This window comes from Streptomyces kunmingensis (assembly GCF_039533535.1).
GTDB classification, from domain to species: Bacteria; Actinomycetota; Actinomycetes; order Streptomycetales; family Streptomycetaceae; genus Streptomyces; species Streptomyces kunmingensis.
In genome coordinates this window covers 145,014-161,746 of sequence record NZ_BAAATS010000018.1, presented here as the reverse complement: position 1 = coordinate 161,746, position 16,733 = coordinate 145,014, and the positions used below count along the sequence as shown (strand labels likewise).

The 16,733-nt window shown below is 72.1% G+C and carries 16 protein-coding genes; 9 read left to right on the top strand and 7 right to left on the bottom strand.

Annotation, left to right across the window (positions count from 1 at the left end):
* Positions 1 to 24: 24 nt before the first annotated feature.
* Positions 25 to 210 carry a DUF6104 family protein gene (locus ABD366_RS22335; RefSeq protein WP_018102711.1) on the bottom strand — a complete coding sequence of 62 codons (186 nt, stop codon included), beginning with the start codon at positions 208 to 210 and terminating at the stop codon, positions 25 to 27.
* A gap of 198 nt (positions 211 to 408) precedes the next feature.
* Here ABD366_RS22335 and ABD366_RS22330 point away from each other — a divergent pair, with 198 nt between their 5' ends.
* The 4 genes from ABD366_RS22330 to ABD366_RS22315 all read left to right on the top strand — a co-directional run bounded on the left by ABD366_RS22330 (position 409) and on the right by ABD366_RS22315 (position 5,118).
* A complete protein-coding gene (locus tag ABD366_RS22330; RefSeq protein ID WP_324772402.1) occupies positions 409 to 1,578 on the top strand; it encodes a low temperature requirement protein A in 1,170 nt (389 codons plus the stop codon).
* 182 nt (positions 1,579 to 1,760) lie between these two features.
* Positions 1,761 to 2,948: an MFS transporter gene (locus ABD366_RS22325; protein ID WP_324772403.1), complete on the top strand. Its 1,188-nt coding sequence runs from the start codon at positions 1,761 to 1,763 to the stop codon at positions 2,946 to 2,948.
* Between the two features lie 58 nt (positions 2,949 to 3,006).
* The gene (locus ABD366_RS22320) at positions 3,007 to 3,384 is read left to right on the top strand and encodes a nuclear transport factor 2 family protein (protein WP_324772404.1); all 378 of its coding nucleotides are present in this window, start codon (positions 3,007 to 3,009) and stop codon (positions 3,382 to 3,384) included.
* A 102-nt stretch (positions 3,385 to 3,486) separates the two neighbouring features.
* On the top strand, positions 3,487 to 5,118 hold the full coding sequence (locus tag ABD366_RS22315; protein WP_324772405.1) for an FAD-binding oxidoreductase: 1,632 nt from the start codon (positions 3,487 to 3,489) through the stop codon (positions 5,116 to 5,118).
* 64 nt (positions 5,119 to 5,182) lie between these two features.
* On the opposite strand, the gene ABD366_RS22310 is transcribed toward ABD366_RS22315, so the two are convergent.
* From ABD366_RS22310 to ABD366_RS22285, 6 genes are read right to left on the bottom strand one after another with little or no spacing between them, the layout of a single operon-like run.
* Complete coding sequence (locus ABD366_RS22310) at positions 5,183 to 6,031, bottom strand: SDR family NAD(P)-dependent oxidoreductase (RefSeq protein WP_324772406.1); 849 nt, start codon at positions 6,029 to 6,031, stop codon at positions 5,183 to 5,185.
* 37 nt (positions 6,032 to 6,068) lie between these two features.
* Complete coding sequence (locus tag ABD366_RS22305; RefSeq protein WP_324772407.1) at positions 6,069 to 6,512, bottom strand: VOC family protein; 444 nt, start codon at positions 6,510 to 6,512, stop codon at positions 6,069 to 6,071.
* A 5-nt stretch (positions 6,513 to 6,517) separates the two neighbouring features.
* On the bottom strand, positions 6,518 to 6,889 hold the full coding sequence (locus tag ABD366_RS22300) for a nuclear transport factor 2 family protein (RefSeq protein ID WP_324772408.1): 372 nt from the start codon (positions 6,887 to 6,889) through the stop codon (positions 6,518 to 6,520).
* Between the two features lie 35 nt (positions 6,890 to 6,924).
* Positions 6,925 to 7,728, bottom strand: a complete 804-nt coding sequence (locus tag ABD366_RS22295; RefSeq protein ID WP_324772409.1) for an ester cyclase — start codon at positions 7,726 to 7,728, stop codon at positions 6,925 to 6,927.
* The gene (locus ABD366_RS22290; protein ID WP_324772410.1) at positions 7,715 to 9,313 is read right to left on the bottom strand and encodes a GMC family oxidoreductase; all 1,599 of its coding nucleotides are present in this window, start codon (positions 9,311 to 9,313) and stop codon (positions 7,715 to 7,717) included. The genes ABD366_RS22295 and ABD366_RS22290 overlap by 14 nt, the downstream gene beginning before the upstream one ends.
* Before the next feature lie 28 nt (positions 9,314 to 9,341).
* A complete protein-coding gene (locus ABD366_RS22285) occupies positions 9,342 to 9,764 on the bottom strand; it encodes a nuclear transport factor 2 family protein (protein ID WP_324772411.1) in 423 nt (140 codons plus the stop codon).
* A 289-nt stretch (positions 9,765 to 10,053) separates the two neighbouring features.
* Between ABD366_RS22285 and ABD366_RS22280 the strand changes: the two genes are divergently transcribed.
* From ABD366_RS22280 to ABD366_RS22260, 5 genes are read left to right on the top strand one after another with little or no spacing between them, the layout of a single operon-like run.
* Positions 10,054 to 10,893 carry a type 1 glutamine amidotransferase domain-containing protein gene (locus ABD366_RS22280; RefSeq protein ID WP_324772412.1) on the top strand — a complete coding sequence of 280 codons (840 nt, stop codon included), beginning with the start codon at positions 10,054 to 10,056 and terminating at the stop codon, positions 10,891 to 10,893.
* 41 nt (positions 10,894 to 10,934) lie between these two features.
* Entirely contained in the window at positions 10,935 to 12,614 is a 1,680-nt protein-coding gene (locus ABD366_RS22275) for a thiamine pyrophosphate-binding protein (protein ID WP_324772413.1), read from the top strand.
* 2 nt (positions 12,615 to 12,616) lie between these two features.
* On the top strand, positions 12,617 to 13,234 hold the full coding sequence (locus tag ABD366_RS22270; protein WP_324772414.1) for a DJ-1/PfpI family protein: 618 nt from the start codon (positions 12,617 to 12,619) through the stop codon (positions 13,232 to 13,234).
* On the top strand, positions 13,231 to 15,255 hold the full coding sequence (locus ABD366_RS22265; RefSeq protein ID WP_324772415.1) for an alpha-1,4-glucan--maltose-1-phosphate maltosyltransferase: 2,025 nt from the start codon (positions 13,231 to 13,233) through the stop codon (positions 15,253 to 15,255). Before ABD366_RS22270 ends, ABD366_RS22265 begins: the two co-directional genes overlap by 4 nt.
* Positions 15,252 to 16,679: a maltokinase N-terminal cap-like domain-containing protein gene (locus ABD366_RS22260; RefSeq protein ID WP_324772416.1), complete on the top strand. Its 1,428-nt coding sequence runs from the start codon at positions 15,252 to 15,254 to the stop codon at positions 16,677 to 16,679. Before ABD366_RS22265 ends, ABD366_RS22260 begins: the two co-directional genes overlap by 4 nt.
* Positions 16,680 to 16,733: the final 54 nt, after the last annotated feature.

The window sequence follows — 16,733 nt, the reverse complement described above, 5'->3', positions numbered from 1 at the left end:
GGAGGATTCGGGCTCGGGCAGGACCTACTCGTCCTCGTCCTCGTCGTCGTCGAGCCGCGCCAGCCACGTGGCCAGGCGCTCCACCGGCACCTCGAAGTCCGGGTTCAGATCCACGAACGTGCGGAGCTGCTCGGCGAGCCACTCGAAGGTGACCTCCTCCTCGCCACGCCGCTTCTCCAGCTCTTCGATGCCGCGGTCGGTGAAGTACAACTCTCGCTCCTGGTGCGTACGGGACTGGCCCTCTCATCGTAGGCCGCCCGCGCGGGGGCCGAGTTGGTACAGCCAGGCCCCCGACTTCCTGGAATGTCCCATGTGTCGCCTCGCGCCGGGCCGCCGCACGCCCGCTACCGCCCACAGTCGGGCACCGATGACCGACCGATGAGGACCGAGCGGAAGGCTGGTGCGGCGGTGGCCGAAGTCACGGTACGAACGCGCCCGGAGGTACGCGACCGGGCGACCTGGACGGAGATCTTCTACGACCTGGTGCTCGCCTTCGGGGTCGCGCAGATCGCGCACGTGCTCGCCGGGCACGCGGGCTGGCACTCCCTGGGAGCCTGTCTGCTCGTCCTCGTCCCCCTGTGGTGGGCCTGGGTGGATGTCGTCATGGCCATGAACGCCGTACGCGAGACCAGCGCACAGCGCGTCTTCTTGTTGCTCGCGGGTCTCGCCACCTACGGAATGGGGGTCGCGGCACCGCACGCCCTGGAGTCGCGGACGGAAGCGCTCCTGTATGCGGGGTGTTACCTGGCGTTACGCCTGCTCATCGGCGAGGCCATACGCCGCGAGTGCGCCGTCTACACCATCCACCCCTACCGAGCCGGCCTCGCCTTCGCGCTCGCGCTGTTCGGCTGCGCGGTGCTGCCCGACGCCTGGCGGCCGGCGTTCTGGGTGCTCGCCGTCGTCGCCGAGCTCCTCGCCCCACTCGTTCTGAGCGGGCACCTCAGGCAGCTCGCCTTCGGCGTCAACCATCTGCCGGAACGATTCGGCATGTTCGTGATCATCGCTCTGGGGGAGAACGTCCTCACCGTCGGCGCGGGCCTCGCCGGGACCGAGCCCGGCACCCTCGAACTGCTCGCGGTCGCGCTCGCCTTCCTCATCGGCTGCGCCCTGTGGTGGCTGTACTTCCACCTCGTCGCCTCCGCCGTGGCGCACGCGCTGCGCACCCACCCGACGCCCGCGGTAGTGGTGCGCGACGTGCTCAGCTACGGCCATCTCGTCCTGGTGTCCGGCCTGCTGCTGGTCTCCGTGGGCGCCGATCTCATCGTGCGGGAACCGATGGCCGCGCCGCCCTCGTTCGCCGCGGCGCTGCTGCCCGCCGGAGCCGCGCTGTTCATGCTGACCTTCTGCTACACGCGCCGCAGGATGTTCGGCGCGGCCTCCGCGACCCGGTTCGGCGGCGGCATCGCCCTGGCCGCGCTCGCCGCGCTGGCACCCCGGCTGCCGGGACTCGCCACGCTGGTGGCGGCCGGCGCGATCCTCGCCGCCGTCAACGGCGCCGAGTACTGGCTCATCGCCCACGGACGCCAGGTCCCGCTGATCTTTCACACGGACAACGTCCCTGCAAGCAAACCCAGTTGACGTAGTACCGACCTCGACCTGAGGGAATGCCGCGCCTGCGCGGACACGGCCCGGGCCCCCGCGCCCCGCACACCTAGCGTTCTTTCGTACCCGCCTTCTCGCACGTACTCACGCACTCACGTTCTCGTGCGTACTCACTTCCTCGTACCCACCACTTCGGCATGAATCAAGGAGGTGCCGCCATGCCGTCTCGCGGCACGATGCCGGCTCTGCTCGCCTTGTCCCTGGGGTACTTCAGCCTGGGGACGATCTCGCTGGCGGTCGTCGGCCTCAACGGCCCCATCGGGGACGACCTGCATGTCGCGCCCGCGCGTGTGGGGCTCCTCGTCACTGTCTTCGCCCTCACGTTCGCCGTCTTCGCGCCGGCCGCCCCGATCCTGCTGCGCCGGTGGAACCGCAAGCGCGTCCTGCTGCTCGGCATCGGACTGCTCACCGTCGGTGCGGCGCTCAGCGCCGTGGCCCCCAACTACGGCTTCCTGACCGCGACCCGCGTCCTCGGCGCGATCGGCGCGGCCGTCTTCGGACCCGGCTCCTCGGCCGCGGGCTCGCTGATCGTGCCGCCCGAGCGCAGGCAGCGTGCCCTCGCCGTCGTCTTCGCGGGGATGACCGCGGCGGCGGTGCTCGGTGTGCCGCTCGCCTCGTTCCTCGGCGGCAGCCTCGGCTGGCGTCCCGCGCTCCTCGGCGTCGCGGCCCTGTCGGCCATCGCCTGTGTCCTCGTCGCCGTCTACGTCCCCGAGATCCCGGCCGGTGAACCGCCGACCGTCCAGGCCTACCGCAACGCGCTGCGCACGCCGGCGGCCCTGTCGACCGTGTCGACGACGCTGCTGTTCATGTCGGCGCAGTTCACCGTCTACGGCATCGCAGGCGCGTATCTGAAGGACCGTTTCGACGCGTCGTCCGGGCTGATCTCCGCGACACTGCTCGCCTTCGGCGTCATCGGCGTCGCGGGCAACGCCCTGTCGCCGCGCATCGCCGAGAAGATCGGCGGCGCGCGCACCATCACCGTCTCGGTGGTCGGGCTCGCGTCCGGGTTCGCGCTGCTGCTCGTCGCGCCGCACTCGACGCCCGGGCTCGCCGTCTTCGCGTACTGGGCGTTCTTCAGCCAGATGTACCAGGCGCCCCAACAGGCCCGGCTCGTCGATCTGGTGCCGACCCAGCCCGGAATGATCCTCGCCATGAACGCCGCCGCGCTCTACCTCGGTATGAGCCTCGGCAGCTTCGTCGGCAGCTCGTTCCTGCCGGGCATCGGCGCGGGGCCCATCCCGGCGATCGCCCTCGGCATCCTCGTCCTCGCCGCGCTCGCGCACGCCGCGTCGGCGCGCAAGGTCGGCGTCGTCCCCGAGGTCCCCGAGCCGGCCCGCACCGTATGACCTTCCGCACCGCATGACCCCCGTACCACCCACCACACAGCGAAATTCAGGAGAAACCATGTCCCAGCACCACCACGTGCAGCTTGTGCGCGACTACCTCGAGAACGTCTGGAACGAGGGCCAGACCGACCGGGCCGACGAGTACCTCGCCGCCAACCTCATCCAGCACAACCCGAACCTGCCCGACGGGCGCGCCCCGCTGGTCGAATTCATCGACGGCTTCCGCAAGCAGCTGCCCGAGGCCCGCTTCGAGATCCGCCGGGTCGCGAGCGACGACGGCCTGGTGTTCGTGCACTCCCGGTTCCGGCCCACGCCCGACGCCCGCGGCACCGTCGTCGTCGACGTGTTCCGCATCGACGACGGCCGTATCGCCGAGCACTGGGACGTCCGCGAGGACGTTCCCGAGTCCACCGTGAGCGGCCACGAAGTCGTCTGAACCGCCCGCACGCACACCGCTCCACCCGCTGCCGCCCCGGCCCCCTGGGGCGGCAGCGCCATTTCGTGAAGACGGAAAGAGACAGAAGGAAGGGAAGACACCATGGCCCCAGTGACCCGCCGGGGATTCCTCGGCGCGGCAGGTGCCGTAGCCGCCGCGACCACCGCCACCGCCGCGACCACCGCCACCACCGCGACCACCCTCGCCGCGGGCGGCACGGCGCGCGCCGCCGACGCGTCCGGCACGGTCGTCGACACGGTCACCGTGACCCCCGACGACCCCCGCTATCTCGATCTGACGGCCCGCGGCTACAACGCCAGGTTCGCCGCGAGACCCGACGCGATACGGCTGGTGCACAGCACGGCGCAGGTCGTGTCCGCGGTCCGGGACGCCGTGAGCGCGGGCAAGCGCATTGCCGTGCGCGGTGGCGGGCACTGCCTGGACGGGCTGGTCGACGACCCGGCCGTGCGGGTGCTCATCGACCTGTCCGAGATGGACTCCGTCACGTACGACAGCGCGCGCCGCGCCTTCTGTGTCGAGGCCGGTGCCACGCTCGGGCACGTCTACCGCACCCTCTACCTGGAGTGGGGCGTGTCCGTACCGGGCGGCACCTGTCCCACGGTCGGTGTCGGCGGTCATGTCAGCGGCGGCGGCTACGGCGCGATGTGCCGCCAGCACGGCACGATCGTCGATCATCTCTACGCCGTGGAGGTCGTCGTGGCCGACGCCTCCGGGACCGTACGGTCGATCGTGGCCACCCGGGAGGCCGGCGACCCGCACCGCGACCTGTGGTGGGCCCACACCGGCGGCGGAGGAGGCAACTTCGGGGTCGTCACGCGTTACTGGTTCCGCTCGCCCGGCGCCACCGGCAGCACGCCCTCCGCCCTGCTGCCCAAGCCGCCCGCGACCCTCCTCAAGACCACCGTCAGCTGGAAGTGGGCGGACCTCACCGAGGCCGCGTTCGCCCGGATCGTGCGCAATCACGGCGTCTGGCACGAGGCCAACAGCGAGGCCGGTACCCCGTACGCGAGCCTGCACAGCGTGCTCATCCTGAACAACTACGCGCAGGGCAGCATCGTCCTCAACGTCCAGCTGGACGGCACCCTCGCCGACGCCGACGACCTCATGAACAGGTACGTGGCCGCTGTCACGGACGGGGTCGGCGTCGCCCACGCCACCGCCACCAGCCGCTGGCCCTGGCTGAAGACGACCTTGAAGGACCCCTACGACACCGGCGCGTTCAACCGCACCAAGTCCAAGGGGGCCTATCTGCGCGAGCGCTGGTCCGACGCGCGCACGGCCGTGCTGTGGCGCGCCCTCTCCGACCGCGCCTACGACGGGCACGCCGGGATACTCCTCTACTCGTACGGTGGCCGGGTCGGCGCCGTCGCTCCCGCCGACACGGCGCTGGCGCAGCGGGACTCGATCCTCAAGGCCAACTTCACGACCTACTGGTCCGACCCGGCGCAGGACGAGCGGCACCTGGCGCGGATGAGGGCGCTCTACCAGGACCTCTACGGCGACACCGGGGGCGTTCCGCTGCCGGACGGGCCCGACGACGGGTCGTACATCAACTACCCGGACACGGACCTGACCGACACCGCGTACAACACCTCGGGTGTCGCCTGGCAGACGCTCTACTACAAGGGCAACTATCCGCGGCTGCAGCAGGTCAAGGCCGCCTACGACCCGAAGAACGTCTTCCGGCACGCCTTGTCGGTCACCGCGGCCTGAACCCGCACGCGGGCATGAAGGAGCCGCGCCCCCTCGGGGGCGCGGCTCCTTGGTGTGCCTGGCTTCAGCCGAGGGCCGGGAACGACACCCCCGTCAGCGACTCGCTCAGCTCCCGCAGCCGGGCCCGCGCCGCCGGGTCGTACGCCTGGGCGCCGGCCCGGGCGCGGCTGTCGCGGTTGAAGTACTCGCCGCTGACCTGCGCGAGCGCGGGGTCGGTGACGAGGCGGGCGGTGTGCCGCATGCCCTCCTCGACCGTGCTCTGCGGGCTGAAGAGGTTCACCACCATCTTGGTCGGCATGTACGACGCCGGGTGCAGGGCGTTGACCGTGACCCCGGTGCCCGCCAGTTGCTCGGCCAGGTCCACCGTGAGGCTGATCTGGGCCAGTTTGGCCTGGCAGTACGCCTGTACGCCGTCCCAGCCGCGCTCCAGCATCACGTCGTCGAAGTCGATCGGGGCCTGCCCCGCCGAGCTGACGTTGACGATCCGCGCGGGTGCCGAGCGCACCAGGAGAGGGGCGAGGCGGCAGCTCAGCACGTACGCCGCCAAGTAGTCGACCTGGAAGGTGAGTTCGAGGCCGTCCTGGCTCTCCTGGCGGGCCAGCTCGACGCCGATGCCGGCGTTGTTGACGAGCACGTCGAGCCGGTCGTGCGTGTCGAGCACGCGGCCGGCCAGCTCGCCGATGTCCTTCAGGGAGGAGAAGTCGGCCAGCTCGTAGCTGAAGCGGTCCGCGCCGGTCCGCTCGCGCAGCTCTCGCAGCAGGTCCTGGCCCTTGCGGGGGTTGCGGCCGTGCAGGATCAGCGTGGCGCCCTGCGCGGCCAGTTCATGGGCGAGCGCGCGGCCGAGGCCGTCGGTCGCGCCGGTGATGAGGACGGTCTGTTCGCTGACAGGGGGAACAGAGGAAGGAGGGGTCATCGGCGTTCGGGTTCTTTCTGGTGAGTGGCGTTCGCGCTCACGCGTACTGCCGCAGTTCTTCGGGGGTCTGGTCGGTGAAGCCCTGGCTGACCTCGACGACGATGCCGTCCGGATCGGACACCCAGACCGTCCTCCAGCCGGGGATGAACGTGTCGAAGCCCAACGGGCCCAGCAGGACGTCCAGTTCGCCATTGGCCGCGGTGAGGAACGCGTCCACGTCGTCGACCTGGAAAGCGAGGTGACGGGCCGCGCCCGGGTTCTCCGGACCGTCCTTGGCCGTGGCGAAGGCGGGCTCCGCGTCGGTGGGGAAGAGCTCGAGGTAGACCGGGCCGCTCTTCAGGAACACCACCCGGGTCCCGTCGGCCTCGACGACGCGGGCGCGCTCGAAGCCGAACCAGCGGCGGTAGAACTCCTCGGTCGCCGCCTGGTCGCGGCAGTTGAGGCCGACATGGGCCCAGCGGGCCTCCACGGGTGCGGACATGGGCCTCACGCTCCGGTGACGGGGGCGAAGGGCACCGTGTCGTGCACGTTCGTCATGTAGACGATCCGGCCGTCGCCGATCCGGAAGTAGTTGCACACGTCCGCCTCGACCGACTCGCCCTTCGGGGTGCGGGCGGAGATGTGCGAGACGACGGCGGCGTGGTCGCCGTCGACGACGATGTGCACCGGGACGTTGGAGAAGGACGCGTACATCTGCGGGAAGCCCTTCATCATGTCCCGCAGGGTCTCGCGGCCCTCCACATGGCCGGCGAGCTGCTCGTCCATCGTCTGGTCGACGGCGAACAGATCGCACCAGGGGTCCCAGTCGCCGGAGTTGGCGAGCCGGTAGTACGTGTCGACGATCTCGCGGGTGTTCATCGCAGCTCCCTCTTCGCGGGGTGGTGGTGGTCGGTTTACGGCAGCGGTACGTCGAGCTGGCGCATCAGGCCCGCCGTGTCGGCCTGCACCCAGCGCTCGACGACCTTGGCGTCCTCCAGGCGGTAGACCTCCAGGCTGGTCCAGGAGACCTCGCGGCCGTCCGGCTCCTGGCCGAAGAACGGGGCGATGTGCTTGCCGCGGAAGGTGATGTGCATGATCACCTTGTCCGGGGCGGCCGGGTACAGCGCGTCGAGGCCCACGGTGAAGTCCAGGGCGTCGTGCGCCGCCTTGATGATCACCTTCAGCTCGTCGAGGCTCGCCACGTCCCACGCCGGGTTGTTGTCCCGGAACGTGGGGCCGAACAGCTCGTCGAGGTCGTCGTAGCGGCGCTCGTTCACGGCGTCGCTGACCGCCTGAACGGTCGCCAGGTTCGCCGCGTCGGTGGAGACCTGCTCGCGCAGGCCGAGCAGGTCGTCCTGGGCCCAGCGCTCGACGAGCCGGCCGTCCTCGGCGCGCCAGATCTCGGTGGTGCTCCACTCGACCGCGCGGCCGGTGGCCGGGTAGCCGAACGCGGCGCCCCCGTGGGTGCCGGTCAGCTTCACCCGGGTGACGACCTTGTCGTCGCCGACGGCGAGCGCCTCCTCCAGCTCCCCCTTCAGGTTCCACGTCGCGTGCGCGTCGCGCAGCGCGGCGAGATAGTCGTCGAGGCCCTTGATGTCGAAGCCGGGGTGGTGGTCGACGAAGTCCTGGCCGATGATGCCGGCCACCGTCGCGTGGTCCGCGGCGTTGAACGCGTCGAGGAAGCGGCGGTACAGCTCGGTCGGTTCAGCGTTCGGCATGGTGGTTCCCCTCGGTCCGTCGGTGCTGTCGGTGTGGGTGGGAAGCAGAGTTCTCGACGAGCTCGGCCGCGCGCTCGCCGATCATGACGCTGGGCGCGTTGGTGTTGCCGGCGACGATCGTCGGCATCACCGAGGCGTCGGCGACGCGCAGCCCGTCGATGCCGTGCACCCGCAGCTCGTGGTCGGTGACCGCGTCCGCGCCGGTGCCCATGCGGCAGGTGCCGGCCGGGTGCCACAGGGTGGTGGCGCGCGCGGCGACGTACGCGCGCAGTTCGTCGGGGCGCGAGATCCCGGCGCCGGGGCCGAGCTCCTCGCCGCGCAGCCGGTCGAAGGCCGGCGCGTTGGCCAGCTCCCGGGCCAGGAGCACCCCGTGGACCAGGACGTCCACGTCGGCCGCCGACGTCAGATAGCCCGCCCGCACGACCGCGGGAGCGGTCGGGTCGGTGCTGCGCAGCCGGAGGCGGCCCCGGCTCTCGGGCAGCAGCGCGATCGGCGCGAACGTGAAGCCGGGGCCCTCCCACTGCGCGGCGGGCGCGTCCGGCGGGAGGAACTTGACCGGCCCGAACGTGAACTGCAGATCCGGCGCCCCGTCCCGTTTCAGGGCGTGGGTGAACAGGCCCGCCTCGGACAGCAGCGCCCCTTCGGGATGCTCCTCGCGGGACTGGTAGCACACCGGCACGAACAGGTGGTCCTGCAGATTGCCGCCGACGCCGGGCAGGTCCTGGACCACGTGGATGCCGTGGGCCCGCAAGTGCGCGGCCGGGCCGATCCCGGAGAGCATGAGCAGCTTCGGCGACTCGAAGGCGCCCGCGCTGACCACGACCTCCCGGTCCGCTCCGGCCCGCACGAGCTGCCCGTCGTGCGTGTACTCGACGCCGGTGACGCGGGTGCCGTCCAGGAGCAGCCGGGTGGCGTGCGCGCCCGTGCGCACCGTCAGGTTGGGGCGGCCGAGCGCCGGGCGCAGATAGGCCGTCGCCGTCGAGGCGCGGGTGCCTTCGTCGGTGCGGGTGGTCTGGTAAAGAAAGCCGTAGCCGTCCTGGTGCTCGCCGTTGTAGTCGTCGCCGGGCGCCTCGAAGCCGAGCTGTCCGGCGGCGGCCACGAACGCCTTCGCCAGGGGCGACGGGTCGGTGTGGTCGCGGACCCGCACCGGGCCGCCCTTGCCGCGCAGGGCGTCGCCGCCGCGGTCGTAGTCCTCCGCGCGGCGGAACGCGGGCAGGACGTCCTCGTACCCCCAGCCGGGGTTGCCCGCCTCCGCCCAGCCGTCGTAGTCGTGGCGGCTGCCGCGCACCCACATCAGGGCGTTGACGGAGCTGCAGCCGCCCGCCACCTTGCCGCGGGCCACGGGGATCCGGCGGCCGTCGAGCGCCGGCTCGGGCTCGGTGGCGTACCCCCAGTCGATCGTGGGGCTCCACTCGCTGGTCAGCAGGGCGAGGACGGCGGCGCCGTCGGTGCGGTGGATCTCCGGCCGGTCGTCCCAGCCGCCCGCCTCCAGGAGCAGCACCCGCACGTCCGGGTCCTCGCTCAGCCGGCTCGCCACGGCGCAGCCCGCGCTGCCTGCGCCGACCACGATGTACTCGTACGACATGGGCACCTCCCGCATCGGTGACGGCTGTTCAGGCCGGGTCGAGGTCGCCGACGCGGTAGGTGCGGATGCGCAGCGTGCCGTCGGCGGGGTCGCGGACCAGCTGCCAGCTCTGCTCGATGCGCAGGGCCGAGACTTGGCCGTCGGGGAGGTTCTTCGCCGTCCACACGACGGTCACCTCGATGTCGACGAGCCCGTCGTGCTCGTCCGTGCGCAGCTTCTCCACGATGTGGCTCTGCGGCCCGAAGCTCTCGCCCACGACCTTGTACCAGTCGCGGAAGTCCGCGTGGCCGCGCAGGGTGCGCTCGGGGAAGATCATCTCCAGTCCGTCGTCCACGACGTGGGCGAGCAGCTCCTCCACCGGCTCGTGGCTGCTGAGGATGGAGTACCAGTGCTGGACGAACGTGGCGGCGTCCTGGCCGGGCGCCGTGCGCGGACTCTGGGCGGTCGTCATGGCTAAGTCCCTCTCGCTGAAGGTGGCCGGGCCCTAGGGCCTGTCGTGCGGCTTCGATTCCGCCACGGGGGCCCGTCCGGCGGCGCGGCCCGGGGGCCGGAGAGCCGCATTGCGTGAGGTCGGGTGCCGGGCTTGCCGAGATGGGCGGGCGATATGCCGTAGTACGAGCGCCCACTTGGGGATGTGGCACCGCCCCCGCGGCCGAATCCGGTGGGCCCCCGCCTCCGGCCCGTAGACATGTCTCCGACCGGTCCCACCAGGCACGAGTCGTACGAGAGGACCACCTTCCATGAGCAAGCGCATCCTCGTCGTCCTGTCCGAATACGGTTACTGGGGCGAGGAGTTGATCGGCCCGCTGGAGACCTTCGACAGGGCCGGCTATCACGTCACCTTCGCGACCCCGACCGGCAAGCGCCCGGTGGCGCTGCCGCCGAGCATGGATCCCGACTACGTCGACCCGCCGCTCGGCCGTTCCGTCACCACGCCCGAGATGGCCGCCAAGGTCCGCGCCGTCGACAGCTCCGCCCGCCTCGACGGGCCGCTCGACCTGTCGTCGTGGCTGCCCGACCGGCCCTACCGCTCCAAGCCGTACTTCCTGCGCGACTGGGAGGCGTACAACACGCGCCTGGAGCAGATCCGCGAGCAGATCGCCGGGCGCTACGACGCCCTCCTCATCGTCGGCGGCTCGGGCCCGATCGTCGACCTCGCGAACAACTGGCGGGTGCACGACCTGATCCTCGCCTTCTACGCCCTCGACCGGCCGATCGCCGCCGAGTGCTACGGCGTCGCGCCGCTCGCCTTCGCCCGTGACCAGGAGGACCGCGTGTCCATCATCCGCGGCAAGCACGTCACCGGGCACTGCATCGAGTACGACTACAAGGACGGCACCGGCTTCATGGGCACCGACTTCGTGATCGGCCCGCCGCCCTACCCGCTGGAGTACATCCTGCGCGACGCGACCGCGCCCGGCGGCGCCTTCCACGGCAACTTCGGCAAGGAGACGTCGGTCATCGTCGACTACCCGTTCATCACCGGCCGCTCCACCCCGGACTCGTACCTGACGGGCCAGAAGCTCGTCGAGGTCCTGGAGCACGACCTGCGTCAGTGGGGCTTCGTCCCCGGCAACTAAGCGCATTCGGCGAGCAGTCACGTAGGAGAGGTGGACGCATCATGGTCAGCAGGCCCGCGCGGGTCGCGATCCTCGAACAACTGCGGGCCGACGGGGTCCGGTACATGTTCGGCAACCCCGGCACGGTCGAGCAGGGCTTCCTCGACGAATTGCGCAACTTCCCGGACATCGAGTACATCCTCGCGCTCCAGGAATCCTCCGTCGTCGGCATGGCCGACGGCCACGCGCGGGCCACCCGCTCCCCGGCCGTGCTGCAACTGCACACCGGGGTCGGCGTCGGCAACGCGGTCGGCATGCTCTACCAGGCCAAGCGCGGCCACGCCCCGCTGGTGGCGATCGCCGGCGAGGCGGGCCTGCGCTACGACGCCATGGAAGCCCAGATGGCGGTCGACCTGGTCGCCATGGGCGAGCCCGTCACCAAGTGGGCGACGCGCGTGGTCGACCCCGAGTCGACGCTGCGGGTGCTGCGCCGCGCCTTCAAGGTGGCGGCGACCCCGCCGTACGGGCCCGTGCTCGTCGTGCTCCCCGCCGACGTGATGGACCGGGACACCACCGAGCCGGCCGTGCCCACCTCGTACGTGGACTTCGCGGCCACCCCCGACCCGGACGTGCTCGACCGGGCCGCGACACTGCTCGCGGCCGCCGAGCGGCCCCTGATCATCGCGGGCGACGGCGTGCACTTCGCCGGCGCCCAGGAGGAGCTCGGCCGGCTCGCCCAGACCTGGGGCGCGGAGGTGTGGGGCGCCGACTGGGCCGAGGTCAACCTGTCGGTCGAACACCCCGCCTATGCAGGCCAGTTGGGGCACATGTTCGGCGACAGCAGCCGGAGGATCACCGGCGCCGCGGACGCCGTCCTGATCGTCGGGACGTACGCGCTGCCCGAGGTCTATCCGGCGCTCGACGGGGTCTTCGCCGACGGCGCCCCCGTCGTCCACATCGACCTCGACACCGACGCCATCGCCAAGAACTTCCCCGTGGACGTCGGTATCGCCGCCGATCCGCGGCGCGCCCTCGCCGGGCTCGCACCCGCCCTCGAACGGCGGATGAGCCCGGAGGGCCGGGCGCGGGCCGCCGAGCGGTTCCGGCAGCGTTCGGTGAAGCGGGCGTACGAGATCGAGGCGGCCCGCCGGCAGGACGAGGCCGCGCTCGACCCCGACGCCCTGCCGACGACCGCCTTCCTCCAGGAGCTGGCCCGCCGGCTCCCCGAGGACGCGGTGGTCTTCGACGAGGCGCTCACCACGTCGCCCGACGTGACGCGGCACCTGCCGCCGACCCGCCCCGGGCACTGGTTCCAGACCCGCGGCGGCTCCCTCGGCATCGGCATCCCCGGCGCCCTGGGCGCCCAACTGGCCCGCCCTGACCAGACGGTGGTGGCCTTCACCGGCGACGGCGGCTCCATGTACACCGTCCAGGCGCTGTGGACGGCGGCCCGCTACGACATCGGCGCCAAGTTCGTCATCTGCAACAACAGCAGCTACAAGCTCCTCGAACTCAACATCGAGGAGTACTGGAAGAGCGTCGAGGTCGCCGCGCACACCCAGCCCGAGATCTTCGACCTGTCCCGCCCGGCCATCGACTTCGTGGCGCTCGCGGGCTCCCTCGGCGTCCCGGCCGTCCGGGTGGAGAAGCCCGGCCAGGCGAAGGCGGCGGTGGAACGGGCCCTCGCCACCCCGGGCCCCTTCCTGATCGACCTGGTCACCGGGCACGGAAGGGAGGAGTAGCCGTGCGGCTCACCGGACACAAGATCGCGGTCCTGATGGAGAGCGACTTCTACGAACCCGAGATCCTCTACTACCAGCACCGCTTCCCCGAGGAGGGCGCGGAGGTCCACTTCCTGTCCCGGATGTGGGGCAAGGACGAGATCACCTTCCACGGGCACGAGCACCGGATGCCGTTCGTCGTCCGGGAGTCCTTCGAGGACGTCGACGAGTTCGCGCTCAAGGAGTTCTCCGCCGTCATCGTGCCCTCCGGCATGGTCTCCGACCGGCTGCGCTACACCGAGGACCCGGCCGAACTCCCGCCCGCCGCCCGCTTCCTGCGGCGCGCGTTCCAGGACCCGGCCATCGTCAAGGGCATCATCTGCCACGGCATGTGGCTGACGGCGCCGCTGCCGGCCCTGGTCGCCGGGCGCCGCGCGGTCGTCCACAACAACCTGCTCGGCGACCTGCGCAACATGGGCGGCGAGTACGTCGACGAGGACGTCGTCGTCCACGACGACCTGGTCACCGCGCGCACCGGCGGGCACTGCCATCTCTTCGCCCGCACGATCATCGACCTGCTCGCGGAGCGCGAACGGCCGGCCGTCGGCGGGCGCCGGGCCGCCCTGGGAGGTGCCCGATGACCGCCGTCATGCACCCGGGGGCCCGGGTCCCCGTCAGCGACCGCATACCGATCCGCGACGTCACACCCCGGGTGGGCGGCGGCGCCGTACCGGTCAAGGCCGTCGTGGGGGAGACCCTCGTGATCGGCGCCACCGTCTTCCGCGAGGGCGCGGGGGAGATCGGCGTCAACCTCGTCCTGCGGGACCCGTCGGGCGGGCCGGGCCCCTGGACCCCGATGACCCTCGTCGACCCGGACGCCGACCGGTGGGAAGCCACGATCGTGGCCGGCGAGGCGGGCCGGTGGACGTACAGCGTCGAGGCGTGGGCCGACCCCGTCGGCACCTGGCGCCACGACGCCCAGCTGAAGATCCCCGCCGGGGTCGACGTCGGGCTGACGCTCGCCGAGGGCGCGCTGCTGTACGAGCGGGCCGCCTTCGGGATCCCGGACACAGACCGCCAGGAGGCGGTGCGCGCGGTGGCACGGGCGCTGCACGACGATGCGAGCCCCGTCCCCCGGCGGCTCGCCGCGACCGCCACCCCCGAGGTGGTCGCCGCGCTGCGGCGCCATCCACTGCGCGAACTGGTCACCGCCTCCTGGCCACTGCCCCTCCTCGTCGAGCGGCGCCGGGCCCTCGTCGGCGCCTGGTACGAGATGTTCCCGCGCTCGGAGGGCGCGGAGCCCGGCGCCGACGGGCCGCCCATCAGCGGCACCTTCGTGACGGCGGCGCGACGGCTCCCGGCGATCGCCGCGATGGGCTTCGACGTGGTGTACCTGCCGCCGGTCCACCCCATCGGGCGCACCCACCGCAAGGGCCCGGACAACGCGCTCGACGCCGGCCCCGACGACGTGGGCTCGCCGTGGGCGATCGGCTCCGCGGAGGGCGGGCACGACGCCGTCCACCCGGACCTCGGCACCCTCGACGACTTCCGCCGGTTCGTCGAACGCGCCGAGGAGCTGGGCCTGGAGGTCGCGCTCGACTTCGCGTTGCAGTGCTCGCCGGACCACCCGTGGCTGACCGAACACCCCGACTGGTTCACGCAGCGTGCGGACGGCTCCGTGGCGCCCGCCGAGAACCCGCCGAAGAAGTACGAGGACATCCATCCCCTCGCCTTCGAGCGGGACTTCGACGGCCTGGTCGCCGAAAGCGTGCGGCTGCTGCGCTTCTGGATGGCGCGGGGAGTGCGGATCTTCCGCGTCGACAACCCGCACACCAAGCCCGTCGGCTTCTGGAAGCGGGTCATCGCCGAGATCAACGGCCGCGACCCCGACGTCGTCTTCCTCGCCGAGGCGTTCACCCGGCGCGCCATGGTGCACGCCCTCGCGCAGGCCGGCTTCCAGCAGTCGTACACGTACTTCACCTGGAAGAACGAGAAGGCGGAACTGTCCGAGTACGCGGCCGAACTCGCTCACGACAGCGCCGACTTCCTCCGTCCGAACCTCTTCGTGAACACCCCCGACATCCTGCACGCCTACCTCCAGGACGGCGGCCGCCCCGCCTTCGAGACCCGCGCCGTGCTCGCCGCGACGCTCGCCCCGTCCTGGGGCATGTACGCGGGTTACGAACTGTGCGAGAACGAGGTTCTGGAGCCGGGCACCGAGGACTACAAGGCCTCCGAGAAGTACGAGCTGCGACCGCGCGACTGGGCCGCCGCCGAGGCCGGGGGCCGCTCGCTCGCCCCGCTGCTCACCCGCCTCAACCACCTCAGACGCGCCCACCCCGCCCTCCAGGAGCTGCGCAACCTCCGGCTCCACGACACTTCTCACCCACAGGTCCTCGCCTACAGCAAGCAGGTGGCGCTGCCGGACGGCTCCACGGACACCGTCCTCGCCGTCGTCAACCTCGACCCGCACCACCCGGCCGAGGCCGTCGTCACCATCGACCTGGCCGCACTCGGCCTGCCCGACGACGGTTCGCTGAAGGTGCGCGATGAACTCACCGGCGAGGTCCACCCCTGGCAGCACGAGACCTACGTACGCCTGGAGCCCGGCCGCGCACCGGCCCACCTCCTGGTCCCCGTGCCGGCAGCGGTGGCGCCATGACGACGGTCGCCACCGCGGAGACCGGGCAGCAGCGGCAGCTGCTCGCCCCGCTGCTGCCGCTGCTGGAACCCTGGCTGCTCACCCGCCGCTGGTACGCCGGCGGGGCCGGGCCCGCCGAGAGCCTCACCCCGGTCGTCGCGCACGTCGTACGCGGCGAGGCACCCGCCCTCCTCCACACGGTGCTGCGCACCGGCGACGGACTCCTCTACCAGTTCCTCCTCGGCCTGCGCCCCGAGCTGCCCGAGCGGCTCGCGGGCGCGGCCATCGCCCGGGTCCCGCACGGGCGCTGGCAGGGATGGACGCTCTACGAGGCCACGGAGGACGCCGCGCTGATGGGCGTGCTGCTGCGGCATCTCGCCGCCGGGGCGGCCGCCGGGCCGCGGGTGGAGCGGCTCTCCCGGATCCCGCTGCCGGTGGGCCTGGTGCCCCGGCCGCTCGGCGTCGACCAGAGCAACAGCGCCGTCGTCTACGGCGACCGGCTGCTGCTCAAGCTGTACCGGCGCCCCGAACCGGGACCGCATCTGGAGGCCGAGACGCTGCGCGCCCTCACCGAGGCCCGCTGCGCCCGCACGCCCCGGCTGCACGCCACACTGCTCGACGACACCCAGGGCCTGGTGCTCGGGCTCGTGGAGGACTTCCTGCCGGTCGCGCGGGACGGCTGGCAGGAAGCCGTGCGCCAGGTCACCGACTGCGTCGACGGCACCTGCCCCACCGTCCCGGCGACCGGCGGCTTCACCGCGCGCGCCCGCACCCTCGGCACGGCCGTCGCCGAGGTGCACACCGCGCTCGCCGACGCCTTCCCGCGCACCGCGCTCACCCCGGACGACGTCGCGCGGGACGCGGCCCTGATGGCACAGCGCCTGAAACTGGCGGTGGAGGAGGTGCCCGCACTCGCCCGCTACCGCACCCGGATCGCCGCGCTCCACGACGACTACGCGCGGGCCGGCTCGCGCGGCTGCCCCGGCTTCGTGCAGCGCGTCCACGGCGATCTCCACCTGGGCCAGGCGCTGCCCACCGAGGACGGCTGGCACCTGATCGACTTCGAGGGCGAACCGGCCCGCCCCGCGTTCGAACGCGCCCTGGCGCAACCTGTGTTGAAGGACGTGGCGGGCATGCTCCGCTCCTTCGACTACGCGGCCCAGGCCGGCCTTCGCCGCCTCGCCGAACGCCATCCGGACGACGGACCGGCCGCCCGAGTGCGCCGCGCCCGCCGCGCCCACGCCTGGGCCGTGCGCAACCGGTGCGCCTTCATGGCCGGCTACAGCGACGCGGGCGGCACCGATCCGCACTGCCATCCGGTGCCGCTGAGGGCCTTCGAGGCGGACAAGGCGGTCTACGAGGCGGTGTACGAGTCCCGGCACCGCCCGGACTGGCTGCCCATCCCACTGGCCGCGGTGCACCGCCTTGCCGGGGCCGCCCGCTGAGGTCTCGGGGCGCCGTCCCGGACCCCGCTCCTCGATCACCGGAGGAGCTCGATG